The sequence below is a fragment of the Hydrogenovibrio halophilus DSM 15072 genome (assembly GCF_000384235.1).
Taxonomy (GTDB): Bacteria; Pseudomonadota; Gammaproteobacteria; order Thiomicrospirales; family Thiomicrospiraceae; genus Hydrogenovibrio; species Hydrogenovibrio halophilus.
The window spans coordinates 1819127-1842268 of the sequence record NZ_KB913033.1 but is presented as its reverse complement, the minus strand read 5'-3'; the positions used below and the strand labels follow the sequence as shown (position 1 = coordinate 1842268).

The 23142-nt window shown below is 51.0% G+C and carries 22 protein-coding genes; 6 read left to right on the top strand and 16 right to left on the bottom strand.

The genetic code is table 11. The features are described from left to right. Nucleotides 1-8: 8 nt before the first annotated feature. The 10 genes from pheS to A377_RS0108810 all read right to left on the bottom strand — a co-directional run bounded on the left by pheS (nt 9) and on the right by A377_RS0108810 (nt 10648). Nucleotides 9-1004 carry a phenylalanine--tRNA ligase subunit alpha gene (gene pheS / locus A377_RS0108855; RefSeq protein ID WP_019895961.1) on the bottom strand — a complete coding sequence of 332 codons (996 nt, stop codon included), beginning with the start codon at nt 1002-1004 and terminating at the stop codon, nt 9-11. 213 nt (nt 1005-1217) lie between these two features. Then, a complete protein-coding gene (rplT, locus tag A377_RS0108850; protein ID WP_028485416.1) occupies nt 1218-1574 on the bottom strand; it encodes a 50S ribosomal protein L20 in 357 nt (118 codons plus the stop codon). Between the two features lie 11 nt (nt 1575-1585). Further along, entirely contained in the window at nt 1586-1783 is a 198-nt protein-coding gene (gene rpmI, locus A377_RS0108845) for a 50S ribosomal protein L35 (protein ID WP_019895959.1), read from the bottom strand. Between the two features lie 173 nt (nt 1784-1956). Beyond that, on the bottom strand, nt 1957-2508 hold the full coding sequence (gene infC / locus A377_RS0108840; RefSeq protein WP_083919142.1) for a translation initiation factor IF-3: 552 nt from the start codon (nt 2506-2508) through the stop codon (nt 1957-1959). Nucleotides 2509-2532: 24 nt separating this feature from the next. Continuing rightward, nucleotides 2533-4458: a threonine--tRNA ligase gene (thrS, locus tag A377_RS0108835; RefSeq protein WP_019895956.1), complete on the bottom strand. Its 1926-nt coding sequence runs from the start codon at nt 4456-4458 to the stop codon at nt 2533-2535. A gap of 90 nt (nt 4459-4548) precedes the next feature. Beyond that, nucleotides 4549-5775 carry an aspartate kinase gene (locus A377_RS0108830; RefSeq protein WP_019895954.1) on the bottom strand — a complete coding sequence of 409 codons (1227 nt, stop codon included), beginning with the start codon at nt 5773-5775 and terminating at the stop codon, nt 4549-4551. A gap of 70 nt (nt 5776-5845) precedes the next feature. Next, nucleotides 5846-8440 (bottom strand): alanine--tRNA ligase, encoded by a 2595-nt coding sequence (gene alaS / locus A377_RS0108825; RefSeq protein WP_019895953.1) that lies wholly within the window; start codon nt 8438-8440, stop codon nt 5846-5848. Between the two features lie 30 nt (nt 8441-8470). Next, complete coding sequence (locus tag A377_RS0108820) at nt 8471-8968, bottom strand: regulatory protein RecX (protein ID WP_019895952.1); 498 nt, start codon at nt 8966-8968, stop codon at nt 8471-8473. Next, entirely contained in the window at nt 8969-9997 is a 1029-nt protein-coding gene (gene recA, locus A377_RS0108815) for a recombinase RecA (protein WP_019895951.1), read from the bottom strand. 150 nt (nt 9998-10147) lie between these two features. Further along, on the bottom strand, nt 10148-10648 hold the full coding sequence (locus A377_RS0108810) for a CinA family protein (RefSeq protein ID WP_028485413.1): 501 nt from the start codon (nt 10646-10648) through the stop codon (nt 10148-10150). Between the two features lie 282 nt (nt 10649-10930). Here A377_RS0108810 and A377_RS12320 point away from each other — a divergent pair, with 282 nt between their 5' ends. The 4 genes from A377_RS12320 (at nt 10931) to gshB (ending at nt 16192) form a co-directional block, all read left to right on the top strand. Beyond that, nucleotides 10931-11398 carry a hypothetical protein gene (locus A377_RS12320; RefSeq protein ID WP_019895949.1) on the top strand — a complete coding sequence of 156 codons (468 nt, stop codon included), beginning with the start codon at nt 10931-10933 and terminating at the stop codon, nt 11396-11398. A 47-nt stretch (nt 11399-11445) separates the two neighbouring features. After that, nucleotides 11446-14124: a DNA mismatch repair protein MutS gene (gene mutS / locus A377_RS0108800; RefSeq protein ID WP_019895948.1), complete on the top strand. Its 2679-nt coding sequence runs from the start codon at nt 11446-11448 to the stop codon at nt 14122-14124. Next, a complete protein-coding gene (locus A377_RS0108795; protein WP_019895947.1) occupies nt 14121-15017 on the top strand; it encodes a DUF5718 family protein in 897 nt (298 codons plus the stop codon). The genes mutS and A377_RS0108795 overlap by 4 nt, the downstream gene beginning before the upstream one ends. A 122-nt stretch (nt 15018-15139) precedes the next feature. Continuing rightward, nucleotides 15140-16192 (top strand): glutathione synthase, encoded by a 1053-nt coding sequence (gene gshB, locus A377_RS0108790; protein WP_019895945.1) that lies wholly within the window; start codon nt 15140-15142, stop codon nt 16190-16192. Between the two features lie 336 nt (nt 16193-16528). Here the strand turns inward: gshB and A377_RS12310 are convergent, their stop codons facing one another. Next, entirely contained in the window at nt 16529-17485 is a 957-nt protein-coding gene (locus tag A377_RS12310) for an esterase/lipase family protein (RefSeq protein ID WP_157760808.1), read from the bottom strand. A 75-nt stretch (nt 17486-17560) separates the two neighbouring features. Here A377_RS12310 and A377_RS0108775 point away from each other — a divergent pair, with 75 nt between their 5' ends. Then, on the top strand, nt 17561-17791 hold the full coding sequence (locus A377_RS0108775; RefSeq protein WP_019895941.1) for a hypothetical protein: 231 nt from the start codon (nt 17561-17563) through the stop codon (nt 17789-17791). Here the strand turns inward: A377_RS0108775 and A377_RS13400 are convergent. The 5 genes from A377_RS13400 to A377_RS0108750 all read right to left on the bottom strand — a co-directional run bounded on the left by A377_RS13400 (nt 17757) and on the right by A377_RS0108750 (nt 21621). Further along, on the bottom strand, nt 17757-18065 hold the full coding sequence (locus A377_RS13400) for a YkgJ family cysteine cluster protein (RefSeq protein WP_083919141.1): 309 nt from the start codon (nt 18063-18065) through the stop codon (nt 17757-17759). The two genes, A377_RS0108775 and A377_RS13400, sit on opposite strands and share 35 nt — an antisense overlap. A gap of 207 nt (nt 18066-18272) precedes the next feature. Beyond that, on the bottom strand, nt 18273-19283 hold the full coding sequence (locus tag A377_RS13020) for a lecithin retinol acyltransferase family protein (RefSeq protein ID WP_083919140.1): 1011 nt from the start codon (nt 19281-19283) through the stop codon (nt 18273-18275). Between the two features lie 75 nt (nt 19284-19358). Continuing rightward, entirely contained in the window at nt 19359-20381 is a 1023-nt protein-coding gene (locus A377_RS12305; RefSeq protein ID WP_019895936.1) for a hypothetical protein, read from the bottom strand. Nucleotides 20382-20394: 13 nt separating this feature from the next. After that, nucleotides 20395-20793 carry a tellurite resistance TerB family protein gene (locus A377_RS0108755; protein ID WP_019895935.1) on the bottom strand — a complete coding sequence of 133 codons (399 nt, stop codon included), beginning with the start codon at nt 20791-20793 and terminating at the stop codon, nt 20395-20397. Nucleotides 20794-20970: 177 nt separating this feature from the next. Continuing rightward, nucleotides 20971-21621: a HEPN domain-containing protein gene (locus tag A377_RS0108750; RefSeq protein ID WP_028485410.1), complete on the bottom strand. Its 651-nt coding sequence runs from the start codon at nt 21619-21621 to the stop codon at nt 20971-20973. Nucleotides 21622-22087: 466 nt separating this feature from the next. Here A377_RS0108750 and A377_RS0108745 point away from each other — a divergent pair, with 466 nt between their 5' ends. Then, on the top strand, nt 22088-23137 hold the full coding sequence (locus tag A377_RS0108745; RefSeq protein WP_033422858.1) for a helix-turn-helix transcriptional regulator: 1050 nt from the start codon (nt 22088-22090) through the stop codon (nt 23135-23137). Nucleotides 23138-23142 lie beyond the last annotated feature (5 nt).

Below are 23142 nucleotides of genomic sequence, written 5' to 3'. Positions count from 1 at the left end.
TCATCTGCTTAAAACTGTTTCAAAAAACGTAAGTCGTTTTCAAAGAATTGACGAAGATCCCGCACGCCGTATCGCAGCATCGCCAGGCGCTCAACCCCCAGACCGAACGCCAGACCGGTGTAATCCTGGGCATCGATCTCGACGTTTTTGAGCACATTGGGATGCACCATGCCACAGCCAAGTACCTCGATCCAACGACCGTCCCCGAACAGCTGGGTGGAAATGTCCACTTCGGCCGAAGGTTCGGTAAACGGAAAATACGAGGGACGAAACCGGACTTTGAGGGATTCATCCTCGAAAAACTGACGCAGAAACTCGATGATCAGGGTCCGCAGCTGGGCAAAGGTCGCGTCCGATTCAATGATCAACCCTTCCACCTGGTGAAACATCGGTGTGTGGGTCTGATCGGAGTCACAGCGATACACCCGGCCCGGCGCAATCACACGCATCGGTGGTTTGCGGTTTTCCATGGTCCGAATCTGAACGCCGGAGGTGTGGGTGCGCAAAAGGGTCTGCGCATCAAAATAGAAGGTGTCGTGCATCGCGCGTGCCGGATGCGTTTCCGGTATGTTCAGTGCCTCGAAGTTATGCCAGTCGTCTTCGACTTCGGGACCGGTCTCAATATCAAACCCGGCTTTGGCAAAAATCGCCTCAATCCGTTGCAGGGTCTGAGTCACCGGGTGCACATGCCCCAGGTCGCAGTCGCGCCCCGGCAGGGTCACATCCAGCGATTCCGACGCCAGCTGACGGGCCAGCTTCTGATCCTGCATCCGCTGCTTGCGCTCGCCCAACAAGGCCTGAACCTGTTGTTTGGCTTCGTTGATTTTCTGTCCCGCTTTGGGCTTTTCTTCCGGAGGCAACTGCCCCAGGGTTTTCATCATCGCGGTCAAAGCGCCCTTTTTGCCCAGAAAGCGCACCCGGATCTGATCCAGTTCGGCCAGATCCTCTACCGCTTCGATCGCGCCCTTTGCTTCCTCTACCAACTGATTCAGGGAATCCTGCATGCGTGTTTCCTTTTGTGTGTCTTCCCGCTTTCCACGGGAAATACAAATCCGGTTAAATCACCGGCCTTGAAAAGGCCTGTGATCTAATCGGACTTTTTAAAAGACTGCGTCTTTTGTTGAAAATTTCATTGACTCTAAATCAGAAAAACCGCACTAAGGCGGTTTTTCTAACAAAGCTTACACTGAGCACAATCGTGCGTCAGAGTTCAGCAATCAGGCCAAAGCCGCTTTGGCTTTTTCCACAATGGCTGAAAATGCCGGAGCATCGTGAATGGCGATGTCTGACAGAACCTTGCGATCCACTTCAATACCGGCTTTGTTCAGGCCGGAAATAAAGCGGCTGTACGTCATGCCATTGGCGCGTGACGCGGCATTGATCCGCGCAATCCACAACCGACGGAATTGACGTTTTTTCTGGCGACGGTCACGGTATGCGTACTGACCCGCTTTGATCACCGCCTGCTTGGCAACACGAAAGACTTTGCGACGTGCGCCGTAATAGCCTTTGGCCTGTTTAAGAACTTTGTTGTGTCGTTTGCGTGCAACCACGCCTCGTTTTACTCTTGCCATTATCCTTCTCCTTATGCGTAGGGCAGCATGCGACGAACCATTGCCACATCACGATCATGGATCATGCTGGGCGCACGTAGCTGACGCTTACGCTTGGTCGACTTCTTGGTGAGGATGTGGCGCAAGTTAGCATTCTTGCACTTGTAGCGACCGGAACCGGTCTTTTTAAAACGCTTCTGCGCGCTTTTATTGGTTTTCATTTTAGGCATGGCTAAAACTCCATCTAGGACCCGTCCGCTTCAGACCAGACAGGCCATCAGTTTAAAAAGGTGCAGACAAGGCCTGCACTCGACAATCCACAGCACTGAAGAGCTGCACCGGTAGGACGGCCAAGCCGAACCCCCAGTTATTGTCATCGTTCAAGAAAGGCAATCAGCGCCCATCAGCGCTTGATCGGTGCCATCATCATTTGCATGGCACGACCTTCCATTTTCGGCATCTGTTCCACGACCGCCAGATCCGCTAGATCTTCGCGCACGCGTTCCAGTACCTTCATACCCAATTCTTTATGGGTAATTTCACGGCCTCGGAACCAGATGGTGACCTTGGTACGGTCCCCGTTTTCCAGAAACTTGATCAGTTTTTTCAACTTGACCTGATAGTCCCCTTCTTCGGTTCCAGGGCGAAATTTGACTTCCTTAACCTGTACTTGCTTTTGTTTTTTCTTGGCTTCGTGCTTTTTCTTCTGCTGCTGGTACAGGTGCTTACCATAATCCATGATACGGCAAACAGGTGGATTGGTTTTTGCAGAAATCTCAACCAGGTCCAGTTCCGCATCGCGTGCGGCTTCCAAGGCTTCTTCGATCGGTACCACACCGACCTGCTCGCCATCCGCCGCAATCAGCCGAACTTCTTTGGCTCGAATACGATCGTTGACATTGTCTTTCGGGGCTTCTGGTTTTTGTGGTCGGCCACGACCTCTTCTAACTGCGATAGCGTCTCTCCTCCTGTTTACAAATCATTCACTGGCGCGTCCCAGTCGGGCAATGTCGTTGTCGAGCATGTCCAGCAGCTCGTCAAACGCCATACTGCCCAGGTTTTCCCCGCCTCTGGCGCGGACATTGATGGTGTCATTTTCCATCTCTTTGTCACCCACGACCAGAATATAGGGCACGCGATTCAAAGTGTGTTCGCGGATTTTAAACCCAACCTTCTCATTTCTCAAGTCCGTTTCCACTCTAAATCCATGTTTTTGCAATTTTTTGGCAAACCGGGTGACATATTCGTTGTGCACATCGGAAATGGAGGCCAGCACCAGTTGCACCGGTGCCAGCCAGGTCGGGAACTTGCCTTCATAGTGTTCGATCAAAATGCCGACGAACCGCTCCAGTGAGCCCAGGATCGCGCGGTGAATCATCACCGGATGATGCTTTTCGTTGTCTGCGCCCACATAGACCGCATTCAGACGCTCGGCCTGAGTCATGGAAAAGTCCAGCTGAATGGTGCCGCACTGCCAGACACGACCGATGCAGTCTTTCAGCTGAAATTCGATTTTGGGGCCATAAAACGCGCCTTCCCCCGACTGAAGCGTGTAATCCAGCCCGGCATTTTTCAATGTCGCTTCCAGCGCGGCCTCGGACTGATCCCAGACCGCGTCGTCTCCCACCCGTTTTTCCGGGCGGGTGGAGAATTTGACTTCGATCTTGTCAAAGCCGAAATCCTGATAGGTTTCAAACACCAGGTTGATGCAGTCCTGAACTTCCTGTTCGATCTGCTCCGGGGTACAGAAAATATGGGCGTCATCCTGAGTAAAGGAGCGCACCCGCATCAGACCGTGCAGTGTCCCGGAAGGTTCGTTGCGGTGCACCAGACCGAACTCGGCCAGACGGATCGGCAAGTCCCGATAACTGCTCAGATGACGGTTATAGACCTGAATGTGGCCGGGACAGTTCATCGGCTTGACCGCGTAATCGCGGTTTTCGGTCTCAGTGGTGAACATATTGTCCTGAAATTTGTCCCAATGCCCGGATTTTTCCCAGAGCGAACGGTCCATGATCAGCGGTGTACGAATTTCTTCATACCCGTTCAGGCGCAACTGCTGACGCATGTAATCTTCCACCACGCGGTACAGAGTGCTGCCTTTGGGATGCCAGAAGGCCATGCCCGGTGCCAGTTCGTCGACATGAAACAAATCCAGTTGCTTGCCCAGCTTGCGATGATCGCGCTTTTCCGCCTCTTCCATCATCCGCTGATACTCTTTCAGCGCCTGCTTGTCGGCAAAGGCTACCCCGTAAATGCGCTGCAGCATTTTGTTGTCCGAGTCACCGCGCCAATAGGCCCCGGCCACATGGGTCAGGGCGAAGGCCTTGATAAAGCCCATGTTCGGCACATGCGGCCCACGACACATATCAATATACTCTTCGTGATGATACAGGCCAAACTCGGTTTCATCCGGCAGGTCTTCGATCAATTCGATTTTGTAGTCTTCGCCGCGCTCGCGAAAAATCGCCAGTGCTTCGGCACGCGGGGTCATTTTTTTGATGACCGGGTACTTGGTTTTGGCCAGTTCTTTCATGCGCTTCTGGATGACACCCAAGTCTTCCGGGGTGATCTTCTCGTCCAGATCGATGTCGTAATAAAAGCCATTGTCAATCACCGGGCCGATGGCCATCTGTGCCTGCGGATACAGCTGCTTGAGCGCATGGCCCAACAAGTGCGCACAGGAATGGCGCATGATGTGCAAGCCATCCTCGTCCTTGAGCGTCACCATTTCCACCGACGCATCCTGCTCAATCCGGTCACAGGCATCGACCAGTTGCCCATTGACGCGACCGGCCAACGTCGCTTTTGCCAGGCCTGCCCCAATGTCCTGGGCAACCTGCTCGACGGTCACTGGCTCGGAATAGGATTTGACGGACGCATCCGGTAAGGTGATGTTAGGCATAGCACAACTCATTTAATGTTTGGGGTCTGAAAAGACGCGATAGTATACCCTGCAACAGGGTCTTTGACAAAAATTCGGACAACGGAGCCTCTACTGATCAAGTTCAAACGCACTGTGCAACGCCCGAACGGCTTCGTCCAGCCGGCCCTCGTCTATCACCACCGAAATTTTGATTTCGGTGGTGCCGATCATTTGAATATTGATCTCATGATCGGCCAGTGTTTTGAACATGGTACTGGCAATGCCGGAATGGGATTTCATCCCGATCCCGACCATGGACAGTTTGGCAATGCTGTCATCACTGAGCACCTGCCGTGCATTCAATCGCTTGGCCGTCGCTTCCATCAGCGCCTTGGCCTGAGCCAGATCGTTTCGGGTCACGGTAAAGGTAAAATCCGTGGTGCCGTCCACACTCTGGTTCTGGATGATCATGTCGATTTCAATGTTGGCGTCCGACACAGGCCCCAGCAACTGGTACGCGATGCCCGGTTCGTCCGGCACACCCAGCACCATCAGTTTGGCCTCGTCCCGACTGAACGCAATGCCCGATATCAAGGGTTTTTCCATGGCCCGTTCCTCAAATTCTTCTTCGCTGATTAACAAAGTCCCACCGCCTTCCTGCATCGAAGACAAAACACGCAAAGGGACATGGTACTTACTGGCAAACTCCACCGAACGGATCTGGAGCACCTTGGCTCCCAGACTCGCCAGCTCCAGCATTTCGTCGTAAGTGATCGTTTCCAGGCGTCTGGCTTCGGGCACCACGCGTGGATCGGTGGTGTACACGCCGTCCACATCGGTGTAAATCTGACATTCATCAGCATTCAATGCCGCCGCCAGCGCCACCGCCGTGGTGTCTGAACCGCCGCGGCCCAGAGTGGAAATGTCGCCCTGATCGGTGACCCCCTGAAACCCGGCGATGACCACCACTTTGCCCTGTCCCAACTGCCAGTGAATCTTGTCGGCTTCAATCGATTCAATCCGGGCCTTGGCATGCACATCATTAGTGTGAATCGGCACCTGCCAGCCCGTATACGACACCGCTGGCTGACCCTGCGACTCCAGAGCCATGGCCAACAGAGCAATGGTGACCTGTTCGCCGGTGGTCAGCAACACGTCCATTTCCCGACGGTTGGGACTGGACTGGATTTCCTGCGCCATGGCGGTCAGACGATTGGTCTCCCCGCTCATAGCCGAAACCGTCACCACCACCTGATCTCCGCTGGACACCGCACGGCGGACTTTTTCCGCCACCTTCTGAATGCGCTCGATGCTGCCAACCGAGGTGCCGCCATATTTTTGAACAATCAGCGCCATCTGTGTTTCTTCCTTTCAGACACAAAAAACCCCGGCACCCGCTCCAAGTGCCGGGGCCGGAGTGGTTTCATTACAACTGTGTTTTCACCCAGTCGGCCACGGACGCCAGTGCTTGAGGCAACCCCGAAGGATCCTTGCCACCCGCCTGAGCCATGTCCGGACGACCGCCGCCTTTGCCGCCCACCTGCTGCGCCACATGATTGACCAGAGGCCCGGCCTGAACCCGGTCGGTCGCTTCCTTGCTGACCCCGGCCACCAGCGTGACTTTTTCGCCCTTGACCGCTGCCAGAACCACCGCCGCCGGAGCCAGTTTATCCTTGAGCTTGTCCAGTGTCTCACGCAAGGTATTGGTGCCCGCGCCTTCCAGCTGCGCCGCCAGCACCTTGATCCCATCCAGCTCGACCGCCTGGCTGGCCAGGTCGTCCCCCTGACTGGACGCCAGCTTGCCTTGAAGCTGCTTGAGCTGTTTTTCCAGTTCTTTCTGCTCCGCCACCAACTGATCGGCCTTGGCCACCAGCTGATCCGGGTCGGTTTTCAACCGCTGTGCGGTGGCCAGCAGAGTCTCGTCGGCCCGATAAATGGCGTCCCAGGCCGCCTGACCGGTGACCGCCTCAATCCGACGCACACCCGAGGCGATGCCCGTTTCGCCGACAATGCGGAAAGGCCCGATTTCCCCGGTGGCACACACATGGGTGCCGCCACAAAGCTCAATCGAAAACTCGCCCATGTCGACCACACGCACCACATCGCCGTACTTTTCGCCGAACAGCGCCATCGCGCCTTTGGCTTTGGCGGCTTCGATGTCCATTTCTTCGGTTTCAACCTGACGGTTGTGCATGATGTGATCGTTGACCCGTTTTTCAATTTCCAGCAACTGCTGGGGCGCAATCGGCTCCGGGTGCGAAAAGTCAAAACGCAGGCGGTCCGGCGCGACCAGCGAACCTTTCTGCGCCACGTGCGTGCCCAGAATGCTTCTGAGAGAGGCGTGCAACAGATGCGTGGCCGAGTGATTGCGCTCGCTGGCGCGCCGCGCCTCCACGTCGATGCGTGCCTGCACGGGCTGACCCACGCGCAACTGACCGGCTGTGGCCTGGCCAATGTGCAGCCAAGTCTGCCCCTGTTTGTAACACTGATTCACATGAAAACTGTGCATGCCTTCGGTCAGGCTGCCGCAATCGCCGACCTGGCCGCCGGACTCGGCGTAGAAGGGTGTGCGGTCCAGCACCACAATGCCTTCCTGCCCTTCCTCCAACGCATCCACTGGCTGACCGTCCACAAACAAGGCGCGGATTTCGGCATCGGCCTGATCGGCGTGGTAACCCACAAACGCCGTCGGTTCATCAAAATCCACCGACACACTGCCCTGAGCGGAAAACTGACTGGCTTCGCGCGCCCGGGCACGCTGTTCGGCCATGGCCGCTTCGAACCCGGCCTCATCCACGCTCAAACCGCGTTCACGCGCCACATCGGCGGTCAAATCCAGCGGAAACCCGTAGGTGTCGTAAAGCTTGAAAGCGGTTTGCCCGGAAATCGTCTTGCCGGACAATTCGGCAATGTCGGCTTCCAGAATTTTCATGCCGTGATCCAGCGTTTCCGCAAACCGGTTTTCTTCCTGCGCCAATGCCTTGGTCGCCTTGTCCGCGGCCTCGGTCAATTCGGGATAGGCTTCGCCCATCTGTTCGACCAGCACCGGCACCAGCTTGTGAAAAAATGGTGACTCCTGCCCCAGCTTGTAGCCGTGACGAATCGCACGGCGAATGATCCGGCGCAGCACATAGCCACGGCCTTCGTTGGACGGCAAGACGCCGTCCACAATCATAAAGGCGCAGGAACGGATGTGGTCGGCAATCACGCGCAGCGAGGCATGCGACAGGTCTTTTTCGCCCGTCAGTTCGCCCGCTTTGGCGACAATGGCTTTGAACAGATCGATATCGTAATTGTTGTGCTGGTGCTGCATCACCGCCGCCAGGCGCTCCAGCCCCATGCCGGTGTCCACAGACGGTTTCGGCAATGGCGTCAGAGTGCCGTCGCTGGCGCGATCAAACTGCATGAACACCAGATTCCAGATCTCAATGTAACGATCGCCGTCTTCATCGGGCGTACCTGGGGGGCCACCGGCCACATCCGGGCCGTGATCGTAAAAAATCTCGGAACAGGGACCGCAGGGACCGGTTTCGCCCATGGACCAGAAATTGTCCTTGGCACCACAGCGAGAAAAGCGCTCCGGGCTGACGCCCATTTCTTCCAGCCAGATTTTTTCCGCATCGGCGTCTTCCTCAAACACCGTCACCCAAAGCTTGTCTTCGGGCAGACCCAGCGTTTTGGTCAGAAATTCCCAGCCGTATTGGATGGCTTCGCGCTTGAAGTAATCGCCAAAGCTGAAATTGCCCAGCATTTCAAAGAAGGTATGGTGGCGTGCGGTGTAACCGACGTTTTCCAGATCGTTGTGCTTGCCACCGGCACGAATGCAGCGCTGCACACTGGTCGCCCGCTGATACGGACGTTTTTCCTGCCCCAGAAAGGTTTCCTTGAACGGCACCATTCCGGCGTTGGTAAAAAGCAATGTCGGGTCATTGGCCGGGACCACCGGGCTCGAATGCACCACTTCGTGGCCACGCTCGGCAAAAAAGTCCAAAAACGCCTTTCTCAGTTCTGCGCTGGTCATGATCTAACGTCCGTCTCTAAGTTTTAAATTTTAAAAATCCGTGTTCATTGCGCGGCGAATCTGGTCGCCCTCAAAGCCGCGCGAATGCAAAAACCGCTGGGCCCGCTGCTGTTGCTTGCGATCCCCGGTCAAGTCGGCAAAATCCTCGCCGAACTTTTTCGCCAGCGCTTCCTGTGCGATCGCCACCCAGACCTCGTTGTCGTAAGTCAGATACGCATCGATCAGGTCGTCCCGGTCGCAACGCTGGCGCAACCAGTGACGGATCTTGAACGGCCCCTGATGCCGTTGCATCTGCTCACGCACTGCCGCTTCGACAAAACGCTCGTCGCTCTGCCAACCCTGTTGCTGGCAATGGTCCAGCACACTTTCTACCAGGCCTGGTAAGTTTTGCAGGGCCGGCAGTTTCTGCATCAGCTTACGACTCAGTTCACGCCGCCCGTGCTCACGCCGGGCCAGCAGCTGCACCGCCTTTTCCTGAGTCTGGGTGCGCAGCTCCGGGGTGTCTGCCTGGTCATCAGAATCCAGCAATTACGCCTCCGAAGACGCCTCGTCCTTGTCTTTTTTCGGCTTGGGCAACAGCTTTTCCATCAGTTGCGTCTGCAGGGTTTCGTAGGTTTCCGGGTTGTCTTTCAGAAACTGGCGCACATTGTCCTTGCCCTGGCCGATTTTTTCGCCATTGTAGGAATACCAGGCACCGGCCTTGTCGATCAGTTTTTCCTTGACGCCCAGATCGATCACTTCGCCTTCACGCGAAATGCCCTGTCCGTACAGAATATCGAACTCGACCTGTTTGAATGGCGGTGAAACCTTGTTTTTGACCACTTTCACCCGGGTTTCGTTGCCCAGAATTTCTTCGCCTTTCTTGATCGCGCCGATACGGCGGATGTCCAGGCGCACCGAGGCGTAAAACTTCAGCGCATTGCCACCGGTGGTGGTTTCCGGGTTGCCGAACATCACCCCGATTTTCATTCGAATCTGGTTGATGAAAATCACCAGCGTGTTGGTGCGCTTGATGTTGGCGGTCAGTTTGCGCAGAGCCTGAGACATCAGACGGGCCTGTAGCCCCATGTGCGAGTCGCCCATATCGCCTTCGATTTCGGCTTTGGGCGTCAGCGCCGCCACCGAATCCACGACCACAATGTCCACGGCCCCGGAACGCACCAGTGAATCGGTGATTTCCAGCGCCTGCTCGCCCGTGTCCGGCTGCGACACCAACAGATTGTCCACGTCCACACCCAGCTTTTGGGCATATTGCGGATCCAAGGCGTGTTCGGCGTCCACAAACGCCGCCGTGCCGCCCAGCTTCTGCATCTCGGCAATGGCATGCAACGTCAGAGTGGTTTTCCCGGACGACTCCGGGCCATAGATTTCCACCACGCGCCCTCGTGGCAGCCCGCCAATGCCCAGTGCAATGTCCAGACCTATCGAACCGGTTGACACCGAAGCAATGTCACGCACCACGCCGGCATCGCCCATACGCATGATCGAGCCTTTGCCAAACTGCTTTTCAATCTGACCCAGGGCTGCGTCCAGAGCTTTGCGTTTGTTTTCATCCATGTTTTTCCACCATTGATTCCGTTTCCGCCTGCCAGCCTCGTGCCCGGTCTCAGACAAGACCGCTCACACGCATAACGACAGGACTGATAATTTCGGGGCGCAATTATCCCATAATTGCGCCGATTTAAAAGTCTTTTTCCGGGAGGGCGGTCAGTCGCAATCCAGCAGCGCCAGCACCCCTTCCAGCGAGGCTTCCACACAGGCCTGGCGCACCTGATCGCGGTCGCCATCAAAGTGATACAGTCGGGTTTCCACCTTGTCATGCCCCTGTTTCGCCCAGGCAATCCAAACCGTGCCCACCGGCTTGTCCGGCGTGCCGCCTGTGGGACCGGCAATGCCGCTGCAGGCCACGCTCACTTTGGCGTGCGACTGTTGCAAAGCACCAACCACCATTTCCTCAACGCACTCCCGGGAGACCGCGCCTTTTTTCTGGATGGTGGTCTCTCTGACCCCCAGCATTTCCCGTTTGGACTCATAACTGTAAGTAATATAAGCCCGATCAAACCAGGAACGACTGCCTGAAACACGCGTCAGGCACTCGGCAATCAGCCCGCCCGTACAAGACTCGGCGGTCACAATCATTTTGTCATCAGCCACCAGAGCCGCACCGACTTTTGCCACCAGGGCGTCCAATTCAGATCGACTGCGCATGCCCACTCCTTCCATTGCGATGCAGACGCCAAAACCCACCACGCCCGCAAACATTTTTATGTTGCTATCAACTTCTATCTGATCAAAGGATAACGTTTTTTTGCCCATTTTGACAGCGCCAGATGACACCCACGCGCAGGAGGGAACCGACAGCCAAAGCAACATTTTCGGGTTCAAGCGTGCTCAATCGTATGAGAACCAACCGTGAACCCAAAGCTGACAAAACAGAACTGGCAAAACAGATATGTTTGAAGTAGCATTCGTAAAAACCACCATCATGGCATGACGCTCAATATCAGACAAGCGCAGGCGGCGAATTTTATGCTCATACGATACATGCTTTTCTGGTTTCTTTTGGCCATTGTCGCCACCCTGAACGGTGTCCTCCGAGAAACCATCTACGGCCACCACCTGTCCGAACTGGCCGCTCACCAAATCTCCACCGGAACCGGCATACTGTTTACCGGACTTCTTGTGTGGAAACTCAACCAGCGCTGGCCGATCGAATCGAGCAAACAGGCCTGGAGAATAGGCCTTATCTGGCTACTGGCCACCATCGCCTTCGAATTCGGATTTGGCCATTATATCGCTGGGCACACCTGGGGCAAATTGCTGGCAGACTATCAGTTACTGGACGGACGAATCTGGTTGCTGTTTCTGATCTGGATTGCGGTGATGCCGTATGTTTTTTACAGACTGGATTCAAACAGACTCATCAACCATCGGAACGCCTCATCGAACGGGGGCTAATTTGTTAGAATGCCCGCTTATTCCTATTGAGCATTCGATTTTCTGCTATGGCCAAAACCGCTTCCCCAAACGCCCACACGCCGATGATGACGCAGTACCTGAAGGTCAAGGCTGATTACCCGGACCAGTTGCTGTTTTATCGTATGGGCGACTTTTACGAGTTGTTTTATGACGACGCCAAACGCGCTGCGGAGCTGCTCGACATTACCCTGACCGCGCGCGGCAAGTCGGCGGGCGAGCCGATTCCGATGGCGGGCATTCCGCATCATTCTTCCGAAGGCTATCTGGCACGTCTGGTCAAGCTGGGCGAGTCGGTGGCGATCTGTGAGCAGACCGGCGACCCGGCCACGTCCAAAGGCCCGGTGGAACGCAAGGTGGTGCGGGTAATCACGCCCGGCACGCTGGTGGAAGACGCTTTGCTGGAAGAGCGCCGCGACAATTTGCTGGCGGCGATCTCGCTGGGGTCGGAGGCCAGCCAGAAAACCGGGCTGGCGTTTCTGGACGTGGCCAGCGGCCGCTTTGAAACCACACAACTGACTGGCCCGGCGGCGCTGTTGAGCGAAATTGAACGTTTGCAGCCAGCGGAATTGCTGGTGGCCAAATCCGACTTTGAACGCCTGCCCGAGCCGATCCAAAACTTACCAGGCCTGGTAAAAATCGATCCCTGGCATTTTGATGCCGACAGTGGCCGTGATCGGCTGTTGCAGTTGTTCAAAACCCAGGACCTCAAAGCCTTCGGTTGCGATGATCAGCCCTTAGCCGTCGGTGCCTGTGGCGCGATTTTGCATTACGCGCAAAGCATGCTCCAGACCTCGCTCTCACACGTTTTGAGTCTGCAGAGTTACCGGATTGACCAGACACTGGTGCTGGACGCGGTCAGCCGCCGCAATCTGGAGCTGGACACCAATTTGCAGGGCGGGCGTGAACACACCTTGCTTTCGATCATGGATCACACCGCCACCGCCATGGGCTCGCGTCTGTTGCGGCGCTGGCTCAACCAGCCGTTGCGCGAACACGGGCCCGTCAATGCGCGGCTGGATGCGATTGAATGGCTGCTGACCCAAAACGCGGCCGAACCGCTGAAGGCGTTGCTGAAGCCCATCGGCGATCTGGAACGGATTCTCAGCCGGGTGTCGCTGTATTCGGCGCGGCCGCGCGATCTGCTGCAACTGGGTCGCAGCCTGATGCAACTGGAAGCGATCAGCGAACGGATTCAGTCACTGGAAGGCGAAAAATGGGCCGCACTGAAACCGGCCCTGCAACCCTGGCCGGAACTGGCAACCAAACTGGATGCGGCGCTGGTTGAAAACCCGCCGATGCTGGCGCGCGATGGCGGCGTGTTTGCCGAAGGCTATGATTCCGAGCTGGACGAACTGCGCAATCTGCAGAACGAGGCGGGCGGTTTTCTGCTGGATCTGGAAGCGCGCGAGCGCGACAAAACTGGAATCAGCACGCTCAAAGTCGGCTACAACCGCGTTCACGGCTATTACATTGAGGTGAGCAAGGCCCAGAGCGACAAGGTGCCGGTGGACTATGTGCGTCGCCAGACCCTGAAAGCGCAGGAACGCTACATCACCCCCGAATTGAAAACCTTTGAAGACAAGGTGCTCAGCGCCAATGAAAAGGCGCTGGCGCGGGAAAAACACCTGTACCAGCAGCTGCTGGAAACCCTCAACCAACAACTGCCGCAGCTTCAGGCCACCGCCGCCGCACTGGCGCAGACCGACGTGCTGGTCAATCTGGCCTTGCTGGCCGAATCGCTCAATCTGAGCCGCCCGCAACTGACAGATTCACCAGGCCTGGTGATTGAGCAGGGCCGCCATCTGACCGTGGAAGCGTTGTCGGACAGCCCTTTCATCCCCAATGACGCCGTGTTCAACGACGAGCGCCGCCTGCACATGATCACCGGCCCCAATATGGGCGGTAAATCGACCTACATGCGCCAGACGGCGTTGATTGCGATCATGGCGTATATGGGCAGTTATGTGCCAGCGGTGTCGGCAAAGCTCGGTCCGATTGACCGGATTTTCACCCGCATCGGCGCATCGGACGATCTGACCTCGGGCCGCTCGACCTTTATGGTGGAAATGACCGAAACCGCGCACATACTGCATCACGCCACCGATCAGTCCTTGATACTGGTGGACGAAATCGGGCGCGGCACCTCCACCTTTGACGGGCTGGCGCTGGCCTGGGCCATTGCCGAACATCTGGCGCAGAACGTGCGCGGGTTCTGCCTGTTTGCCACCCATTATTTCGAGCTGACCACGCTGGCCGAACAGTTTGCCAACACCGTCAATGTGCATCTGAGCGCAATCGAGCATCAGGACAGAATCGTGTTCATGCACCAGGTCGAAGACGGCCCGGCGTCACAAAGTTACGGTTTACAGGTGGCGGCACTGGCGGGCATTCCCAAATCCATCATTGATTCGGCCAAAACCCACCTGCGGCGGCTGGAACAGAACGCAGTGGACGACCAGAATTTGCTTCCCACGGCGGCCTCGATGCCGACCTCAGAACCGACGAAAACCGCCGAACCGGTAGGCCAGTATGATCTGTTTGCGACCCAGCCGATTCCGGCGGAACTGACCGAACTGGCCGACGCCGTCACAACCTGCGACCCCGACAATCTGACCCCAAAACAGGCACTGGACACCCTGTATCAACTGCAACGGCTTCTGGATACCACTGCACAAGAGGCCTCCGCAAAAAAGGACCCCGCATGACCGAACACAACGCGACGCAACAGCGCAACACCTTGAGCCATACCCAATTGTTCGAGCTGCCCGTTTTCGGCATTGCCGGAAATTTCGCCGACCACTTGTCTCAAGCCAAGGAAAGCGGTTTCGACCAGATCGTGACCGCCGATCCCAAAGCGCCCAAAGGCGTGTTTCCGATCTATCTGCCGGGCGACGATTCGTATCTGGGGGTTTATCCCTTGTCGCACGACGTGATCGAAGCCGATTTTGACGGGGACGATTGCGGCCTGCAACTGGAAGCGGAAATCTGCGTGCTCTGCGATCTGAGTTACGATGCCCAAGGACTGGTCCGGGACTGTACCCCCACCGCGTTCAGCGTGTTCAACGACTGCACCCAGCGCTGCCATCCGGCACAGAAACTCAGCGCCAAGAAAAACTGGGGCCATGCCAGCACCGGCATCGCCCGCCAATGGCAACCGATTGATGCCTTCGCCGCCCAGGGCGTGCTCGACCATTACCATCTGGCGTCTTTTCTCAAACGCGGCGATGAGATTGTGCCCTATGGCGTCGACTGCCCGGTCAACAGCTACCAGTATTTTTATCAGAAAGTGTGTGACTGGCTGGTGCATCAGTTCAATACCCAGCCCGAACAAGGGCCACTGGAAAAACTGCCAGGCCTGCTGCAAGCTCAGGGCTGCCCACAACAGATCATCGTCTCACTGGGCGCGACCCGTTACACCCCACAGGGCGAGCAAACCTACCTGCAACCGGGCGACCAGATCGCCATCTTCGCTTACTCCCCGCAAAAACTGAGCCACGAAGATCTGGTCGAACTGGTGCGCCGGGAAGAGGACGAATGCGATGACGCCGTGATCCTGACCCAGGACATCTGCCAGAGTGCCACCGAACGGACGCTGTAACACCTGATCCGATGCTCTGGCCAGCCCCAGGCAAAGGCGAACACCATCACAACTTTCATTTGCATTTTGCTGCAAAAGCCGCAAAATGAAACCTTTCCAAAGCACGCCGGAGGATATTGGGCATGTACATGAACATCGGGTTTATTCTGGAAGATTGGGATCAGATTACGCCAACCAAAAATTCCACCCTGCGCATCATCAAAGAATGCCTGCAGCGTGGCCACAAAATCGCCATTCTGACCCCCAGCAATCTGACCGTGCGCAACAACGTCACCCACGGCTACATGCGCCGCATCGAACCGATGGACAAAATCCCCGAGAACATGACCCAATTCTACAAAAAGGTCAAATTTCAGTTGCAGATGATGCCGCTGCACGGGCTGGACTGCATCATGATCCGCCGCGATCCGCCGATTGACCCGATGGTGTTCAACTTTCTGGATTCGGTCAAAAACCAGACCGTGATCGTCAACGACGTCGACGGCATTCGCAAAGCCAACAACAAACTCTACACCACCACCTTCAACGACCCGCACAACAGCTTTTTACCGATCACCCATGTGTCCAAAAACAAGGACTACATCCGCCAGATGATCGATGACATGCCCGGCGACAAGGTCATCCTCAAGCCGCTCAATGCCTCTGGCGGGCATGGCGTGATTGTGCTGGAAAAAAACGCCCAGACCAGCATCAACTCGATTCTGGACTTCTACATTCACAGCACCGACAAAAGCTACGTGATTGTGCAGGAATACATTGAAGGCGCCGAAGAAGGCGACGTGCGCGTACTGATGCTCAACGGAAAATTCATCGGTGCCTACAACCGCAAACCGCCAGAAGGCGATGTCCGTGCCAACATCCAGATTGGCGGCACCGCCCACAAATACACCATGACCGAATCGCAAATGGCGATCTGCCGCAAAATCGGCCCCAAACTGGCCGCAGACGGACTGTATTTTGTCGGTGTGGACATGATCGGCGACAAGATTCTGGAAGTGAACGTGCTCAACCCCGGCGGGATCACCAACATCAACTCGCTGAACAAACTGAAACTGCACAAAAAAGTGGTCGATTTTCTGGAAGAGAAAGTCCACGAAAAAGAAGAAAAACACGCCGAACTGGAATTCCTGCTACACCGCCTGAACGAATTCCGCCAGAACGATCATATGGGATAAGCCGAGAGATCAGCACTTGACCAGAGCGTGGCGCTGAAATCCTACATAAAACCTTGTCACCCTGAGCAAAGCCGAAGGGTCTTTTAAGAGCGGTGCATTACCAGAAAGACCACTTTCCCCTCTGTCAAGATAGTTGGAACTTCACTTGAGATGTTACACTCTCTAAATAAAGTGGGGCTGACAGTGGACCAAATGAAATACCCAAAACAACGACGTGAGGCCGTACTGAAAAAACTGCTGCCACCCAACAATCGAACAGTGGCCGAAGTTGCCCAGGAAGAAGGTTTGTCTGAGGCGACCGTTTATTAACTGGCGAAAACAAGCCCGTTAATCCGGTCAGCTCTTTCCTGACCACGGCTGATCGGTTGCTACACGACTCATTACTATATCCATTGCCTGCTCTAAATGAGACTTTGAACCCCATGCTTTTCGGATATTACTTGGATTTAGAACTCTCAGATGCCCAGTAGTTTTGTTCTGTTGCAATTTCCAGCCTTCTATTTCTTTTAAGCTTTTCCAAAATACTTTACCTCCCATAGTCGCAATTTCTATATTTGGATTTTTCAGCACGTCAAAGAAGTCATCAAAAACATAATGCTGGTAAAGGTAAGCAAACTTGTCTTCTATATTCATATTTTGTAACCGATATAAATGAATTGGAAAATGTTGATTTTCAAAAAAATAGAGGATGGATTTAACAACCTTTTCGTTTTGTGTCAGCTCTTGATGATCTAACGGAAAGGCTACCATATCTTTCATTTCAGGAAGCCAGACCGAACTGTACTCAACAACACCATCGTTTAAATCCGTAAAAAAAGCCCGGGTACTCTCCCAACTTTGTATACCAGCAATCCCGCCAACGGCTATTGAATCAGGAAACCGAGTTAAATCTGATGAAAAATAATGCGTTTTAGTAAGTTCCACGATGAGCGGGTGAATACCTCGTATGGATTTAGGGATATATTTCTGATGTAAATCTGCCAAAGGTGTTCCGCGACTCGGCACACCTAAAAGGATGACTGAACATGTTTTTTTAGCTAACGTCGCTTCTCTGTTAAGCAGATGTCGAACTACGATACCACCTGTGCTATGACCAATAAAATTTGCCTGATAAAAATCCATTTTTAAGACTTGTTCCAGCAAACGATCAACCGCATCGTCGATTGTCGAAAAACTTAAACCGACATCAATCGTGAATACATCATCATAAAAAGGTTTCAACCGTCTAGCCAAAAAATGCATTGAAGCGCTATCACTGTGAAACCCATGAACCAAATAAACAAATTGCTTCAAGAAAACACCTAGGCGTCACCATACGACGCTCACATGATATATTCTAACAGTGAACTCAACCAATAGGAGAACACCATGCTTAATTTCAGTTATCCACTTAAAGACGCTTTGCAAGAGCTTATCTGGGATTTTCAAAACATTGGACAAGAATTTATTCAAGACATGCAAGCACTCGAACCAGAAGTCAAAAGCACCATTGATGACATTGAGGAAAAATACCCAGATGAGCCATTAGATGATGCAATTTTTAAATATATGATAGATACCATCACTAACACTTATGAACAGAAGGAAAACCAAGATTAACCCTAAAGTTTTCCGGCAAATTGACTTGATGTTGCATTGAATTACACGCCTTAGCGTTAAGCTGAAGAAATTCACTTTCCGACATTTGCTTGGCGTAATATTTTTTATACATTACATCTGTTTGACAGACTTCTGGACGTTCTTCATAAATAGCACAAAGATTTTCTTCAGTTAAGTGTTTGCAAACACCATTACCAATATCAAAAGACGACAATTCTTTTATATGAGAAATATGCTTGCAACACTGACCACAATACGTGCATGGAAAGTTCATTTAATACCACTTAAAATGTTAATTATTGCAACACCTTGTTTTTGCAAATAAAGCATTGTTTTTGACCACTTGGTGTAAACAGTCACTAAATAAATTTAAACATCAAAATAATCAAAACATATTACATAATTTTTTCCTATATATGGTATTAATTATTTGAGTAGATCATACCTAATCAGTCCCACAAAAAGTAAAAATAAAGTTCTTTTAGAAATACTTATTTTTAAAATCCTCTTCATCAGAAAAGGAAAGTTTTCTACCAGCTAGGCCTGCAATATTATTCAAAGCATTTACACTAGATTGAGTATCGTTATTTTGGATTGCCAAGTCGAGGTCACTAAAAAGCGAATTGAAAACTTTTTGCTTATTCCCTAGCTCACGGTCAAAGTGCTGCTCTAATCTGTGTCGTGCTTCTTCTAAAATTGGAATAAGTCTTTGTGACATCCTTTCAATTTCTTCACGCCGTTTTTTTGCAGCAATCGCAGCAGAGTGAGCACCAAAAGATAAGATACCTGTGTTTTTTATTGAATTAGAGACAACTACACCCACAGTTGCGCCTACCATAAAACCTATTATAGGCACAGGAATTGCAGCTTGCCCTAATGCACCATAATACGCTGCAGATGTAGCTGAAAAAGCTGTTTCCGCAATGTCACCTCGCAGTTTTTCTTTAGAAATTTTTCCATCGCTATAAGCCTTCAGTGACCTCGTAACCTGAAAACCTTCGTGAACATGCTTGGCACCAGGAACAGCTTTCGCCCCCGTGGACATAACTGCATCAACTTGCTCACTTTTTTGAACATCATAAATACACCAGTTTACGAAGTGCTCACAATTATTAAATGCCAGATTATAATCTTGTTCACTTAACCTTGATTTTGCCCGTGAAACAATTTCTTGTGCACTGTATACAGAATTATTATGAGCTCTTTCTTTAACCCCTTTTCCATTACAAAAATCCGATAAGGAAACCTCCTCAACCGGCCCGGAGTTTAAACCATCAGCTAACCCAGAATAATGTATTACTCGATCATTACCAATATAAATACCATGATGCGTATAAAGCCCTCTTGGAGTCACTAAATGAGAACCTGGCAAAGGTTTATTTAAGATATCAGCTAGAGGATGGGGGTCAGGGAAAGTCTGATTGAGATAATGGTCTATATGAGTTTTTATAATAAACTCAATCATTTCTTCATTGGTTTCAATTTTATTCATATTTTTTAAATTACCTAAACCTCTCTTTTCCAATAGAAGAGAGAGGAAGTTTAAAATATATCTAAATATTTTTACTTAAAGAATCTGAGGCTCAATTTCTTCAAATTTATCGTTGAATTTGCCGACTTGTTTCTCGACAGTCTTTTCTAATTGAGGATTAGAAGTACCTTCGTCAGTTAAAGCTTTTGTTATGTAGATAGAAAAACTTGATTCAAATGCTGCTAACATAATCATCGCATACGGTCTAAGAGCATCTAAATCAACATTATGAGATATAAGAGTGTTCACATTCTTGACCTGAGCTTCAAGAACCTCAGACAAATCTACTAAAGTTTTCTGAGTTAAATCACATGATTTTTTAATCGAATTAGTTGTTACTTCTGCAACCTTCATTTCCTTTGCAGCAACTTTGGCCTTGGCGACATTTTCTTTAGCACGCTCCTTAGACTCTTCTGCTTTGGACGCCATTACAGCCCCCCCAATAGCAAGAACTGGTCCAGCAACGACCCCTCCCAAAACTGCTGCACCTCCTGCCATACCTAACCCGCCAGAAGCAAGAGAACCGCCACCTAACCAAGCTAATGTCGCATTTGTGGCAGCCGCTCCACTCAATGAACCAATTGCAGTACCAGTTGAAGCTGTACCAAGCATACCTACGCCGCCATATGCAGCTAACCCAGCAACTCCACCTGAGCCCAAAGCTGCAAAACCACCAGATACTAGTTCTGAACTCTCTAGTCTGCTTGTTTCAACAGCACCAAAAAATTCTTTTTCTAACTGACCGGAATTTTTATCACGCTCACCGCTCAAATATTCATTTAAAAGATCTGGATAATTTTTGGTTAATTGATCCCACGTTTTGTGAAAATCAACATAATCGGCTGTTGCTAATTTGTACTTGATTTCACCTAAATTTTCCAAAGCCTCATTTGCATGTTCTCGTGTAAAATTCAAACTCTCTTGAGCTTCTTCATAAATCTCTTCCGCTTCGCGATTGTAAATTTTTGCTAAATCATAGTCTTTTTTAGCATCGTAACCTTTTTTTGCGCCGTAAATTCCTGCTGCAACTGCTGGACCAATTAATAATGGTAATGGCATAAGAGATACCCCTTTACAACTTAATTAAAGAATTGGCTTGACTCATTAGAGCAATCATAGACTTGCCCCACTGAGCATAAATGTTAATCACCTCCTCTGAAAGGTTAAAATCCTTAACCATTGCATCAATTACTTCTTTTTCACTTTCATGTAATTGGTCATCTGAATAAACTAATGCCATTAATTCAAGAAGCATAATTTTTTGTGATTCTGGAGATTTAACTTTACTTAATTCAGAGTCCAAATTAAAAGTTGACTCATCAAAGTCAACATTACTCACTAACATTTCATCACAATACTGAGAAATAATCATTTTTTGCTTTTCAGAAAAATCACCATCACTTCTAGCTATGTGATGTGCAATAGCTAAAAAAGATTTTTTCTCAATTAAAGATAGATTTTGTAAAAACATGATATTTTCCTTGCACTTCATTATAAAATACACTACGGGTTAAAAGATACTATAGATATAATTATTGATACTATGTGATAAAATTTTTTAATTTTTATACTTAATTCAGGTCTTGATTAATTCCTTTTTATATTCAATTTAGATTTAGTAAAACTTTACGCACCATTGATTTATTCTTTACTCTACAACCGGATAACATGCTTCACCCCAGATTTGTTCTGGGTGGCTCATCATGATGTTGATTATGATTGGTACGATTTTTCCAAGAATCTGAGTCGCATCTTTGAGTTGTTGGCGGTTGGTTTGACCGTTCCAGGTTGCGCCTCCGTGCATAATTTGGTTTCGTAGGGTGTAGAGTCGGTGAAACACTATGCCTAGCACTTTTGCTGTATCTTTAGTCATAAGTGCATGCTGCGCAGCTTGTTTTGCCTTGGTGAAGGTCATTTGCCAGTCTTCATAACCCTCAATCCCATTTTGGTGGTTCCAGTAGGGTTGATAAACATAAGGATTGTCCAGAAGTACGCGAATGGCTTGGGTAAATTCTTTCCATAGATGCTGCTGTAATGCATTGTGGTCATCCAGTTGAACCATCCGGTCAAGAAACTGGTTGAATTTATGACTGTCGCTGATGTGAGTTAGCCCGGTATCTTGAGAGTAGGCGGCGTTAAAGGCAATCCAAAGCATAATAAACCGAGTATCATGATCTTCCGACAGTTCGGCTTTTGCAAGCCAACTGATCGCCCTGTGAACCCTCAAACTCAGAGGAGCAGGGTGTTCGTCACGAATTTTTCGATGATGTGCTTTTAGTGATTTTGCTGTTAGACTCATAGTTGGTGATCATCTTGAGCGTTTATGAACTTGTCAAAGATACGTAATAATAATCGCGGCTTCCTAATTTGTCAAACAAGTTTTTTACACGGTTTTATTCAATAAACTTTTACCAAATTATCTTTATTTCTATGTAATATAAATATCTCTTATTTTTTATATCCTCATAGGTGAATTCATGGCCTGGAAACCGAAACCCTTCAAATTGATTTGCGAAAATTGTGGTTGGTCAAGAACTTACGCCCCCCAATCCGATGTTCAATTTAAACCCATACCCGAAAATTGCCCCAAGTGCGGCAGCGCAGCCCTTAAACAGGAAGTCATTAATGGACCATTACTCGGCACTCTGGCTGAAATATTCGGCGAAAAACGTTAACTTCCGTACAAAGTTAACATTTCCCAGCGTCATAGAGTGTCGCTCTGATACACTGCTGTCACGTTTTCATATGGAGTTTCAATATCCGACATGAGTCAATCTGAAACACTTTTTCGCTTAATTGCTTTAATGCAATCCATTCCACGCTCACCTTTTTACAAGAACACGACGACCCTGGTGTCGTTCATGGAAGAAGAGGGCTTTGAGGTCTCTATGCGCATGGTGCAGCGCGACCTTGAGAAGTTATCCACTTATTTCCCGATTGATTGCGACAGCAGCCAAAAACCTTACCGCTGGAGTTTTCGTGAAGGCTACAAAAGTAACCTACCCGCATTGGACGCGATCAGCGCCTTAAGCTGGGTTTTGGCGGAAGAGCACTTGCAGCCGTTATTACCCGCGATTGCTTTTGATAAACTGCAACCGCAATTTCAACAGGCGCGCGATTTTTTAGATGGGCAAAAGCGGAATTTATTTCAGCATTGGCGTCATCAAATCAAAGCCGTCCCTAACGGCAAGAGCTTAATTCCAGCCGAAATACCCGAATGCATTTGGAGGAGTGTTACGGAAGGTCTGTTAATGGGAAAGGTTTTGAATTCTGAGTATTTGAGCCGAAAAAAGAACGAATGCAAAATTTACCGCCTGCATCCTTTGGGTTTAGTCGTTAGGCATAGCAGTACATACTTACTCGCCATGGTCAACGATTATGAAAACGTCAGGCAATTTGCTTTACATCGATTTCAGTCGATTGAGATACTTGATCAAAACAGCCGACAACAACCAAATTTCTGCCTTGAAGACTATGTAAAATCGGGCGCGTTTGGCTATCCAGTTGATGAACAGAATATTACCCTGAAAGCCTTGATAGATGCGGATACGGCTTGGCACCTCAAAGAAACGCCAGTGAGCGAACACCAAACACTGGAAAAAACCGATAACCCTCACCAAATGCGGCTGACCGCGATGGTTCCGAATGACCAGCAAACACAGTGGTGGCTAATGGGCTTTGGATCGAAAATCGAGGTGCTTGAACCATCTTCCTGGCGTAAAGCCATATTGCAGCATGCGTTGGAAATTGTTCAAAAAACATCAGACGAATCTAATCTGAAACGACGTGATCTTATCAGCCCCAAGAATTCATAAAAAAG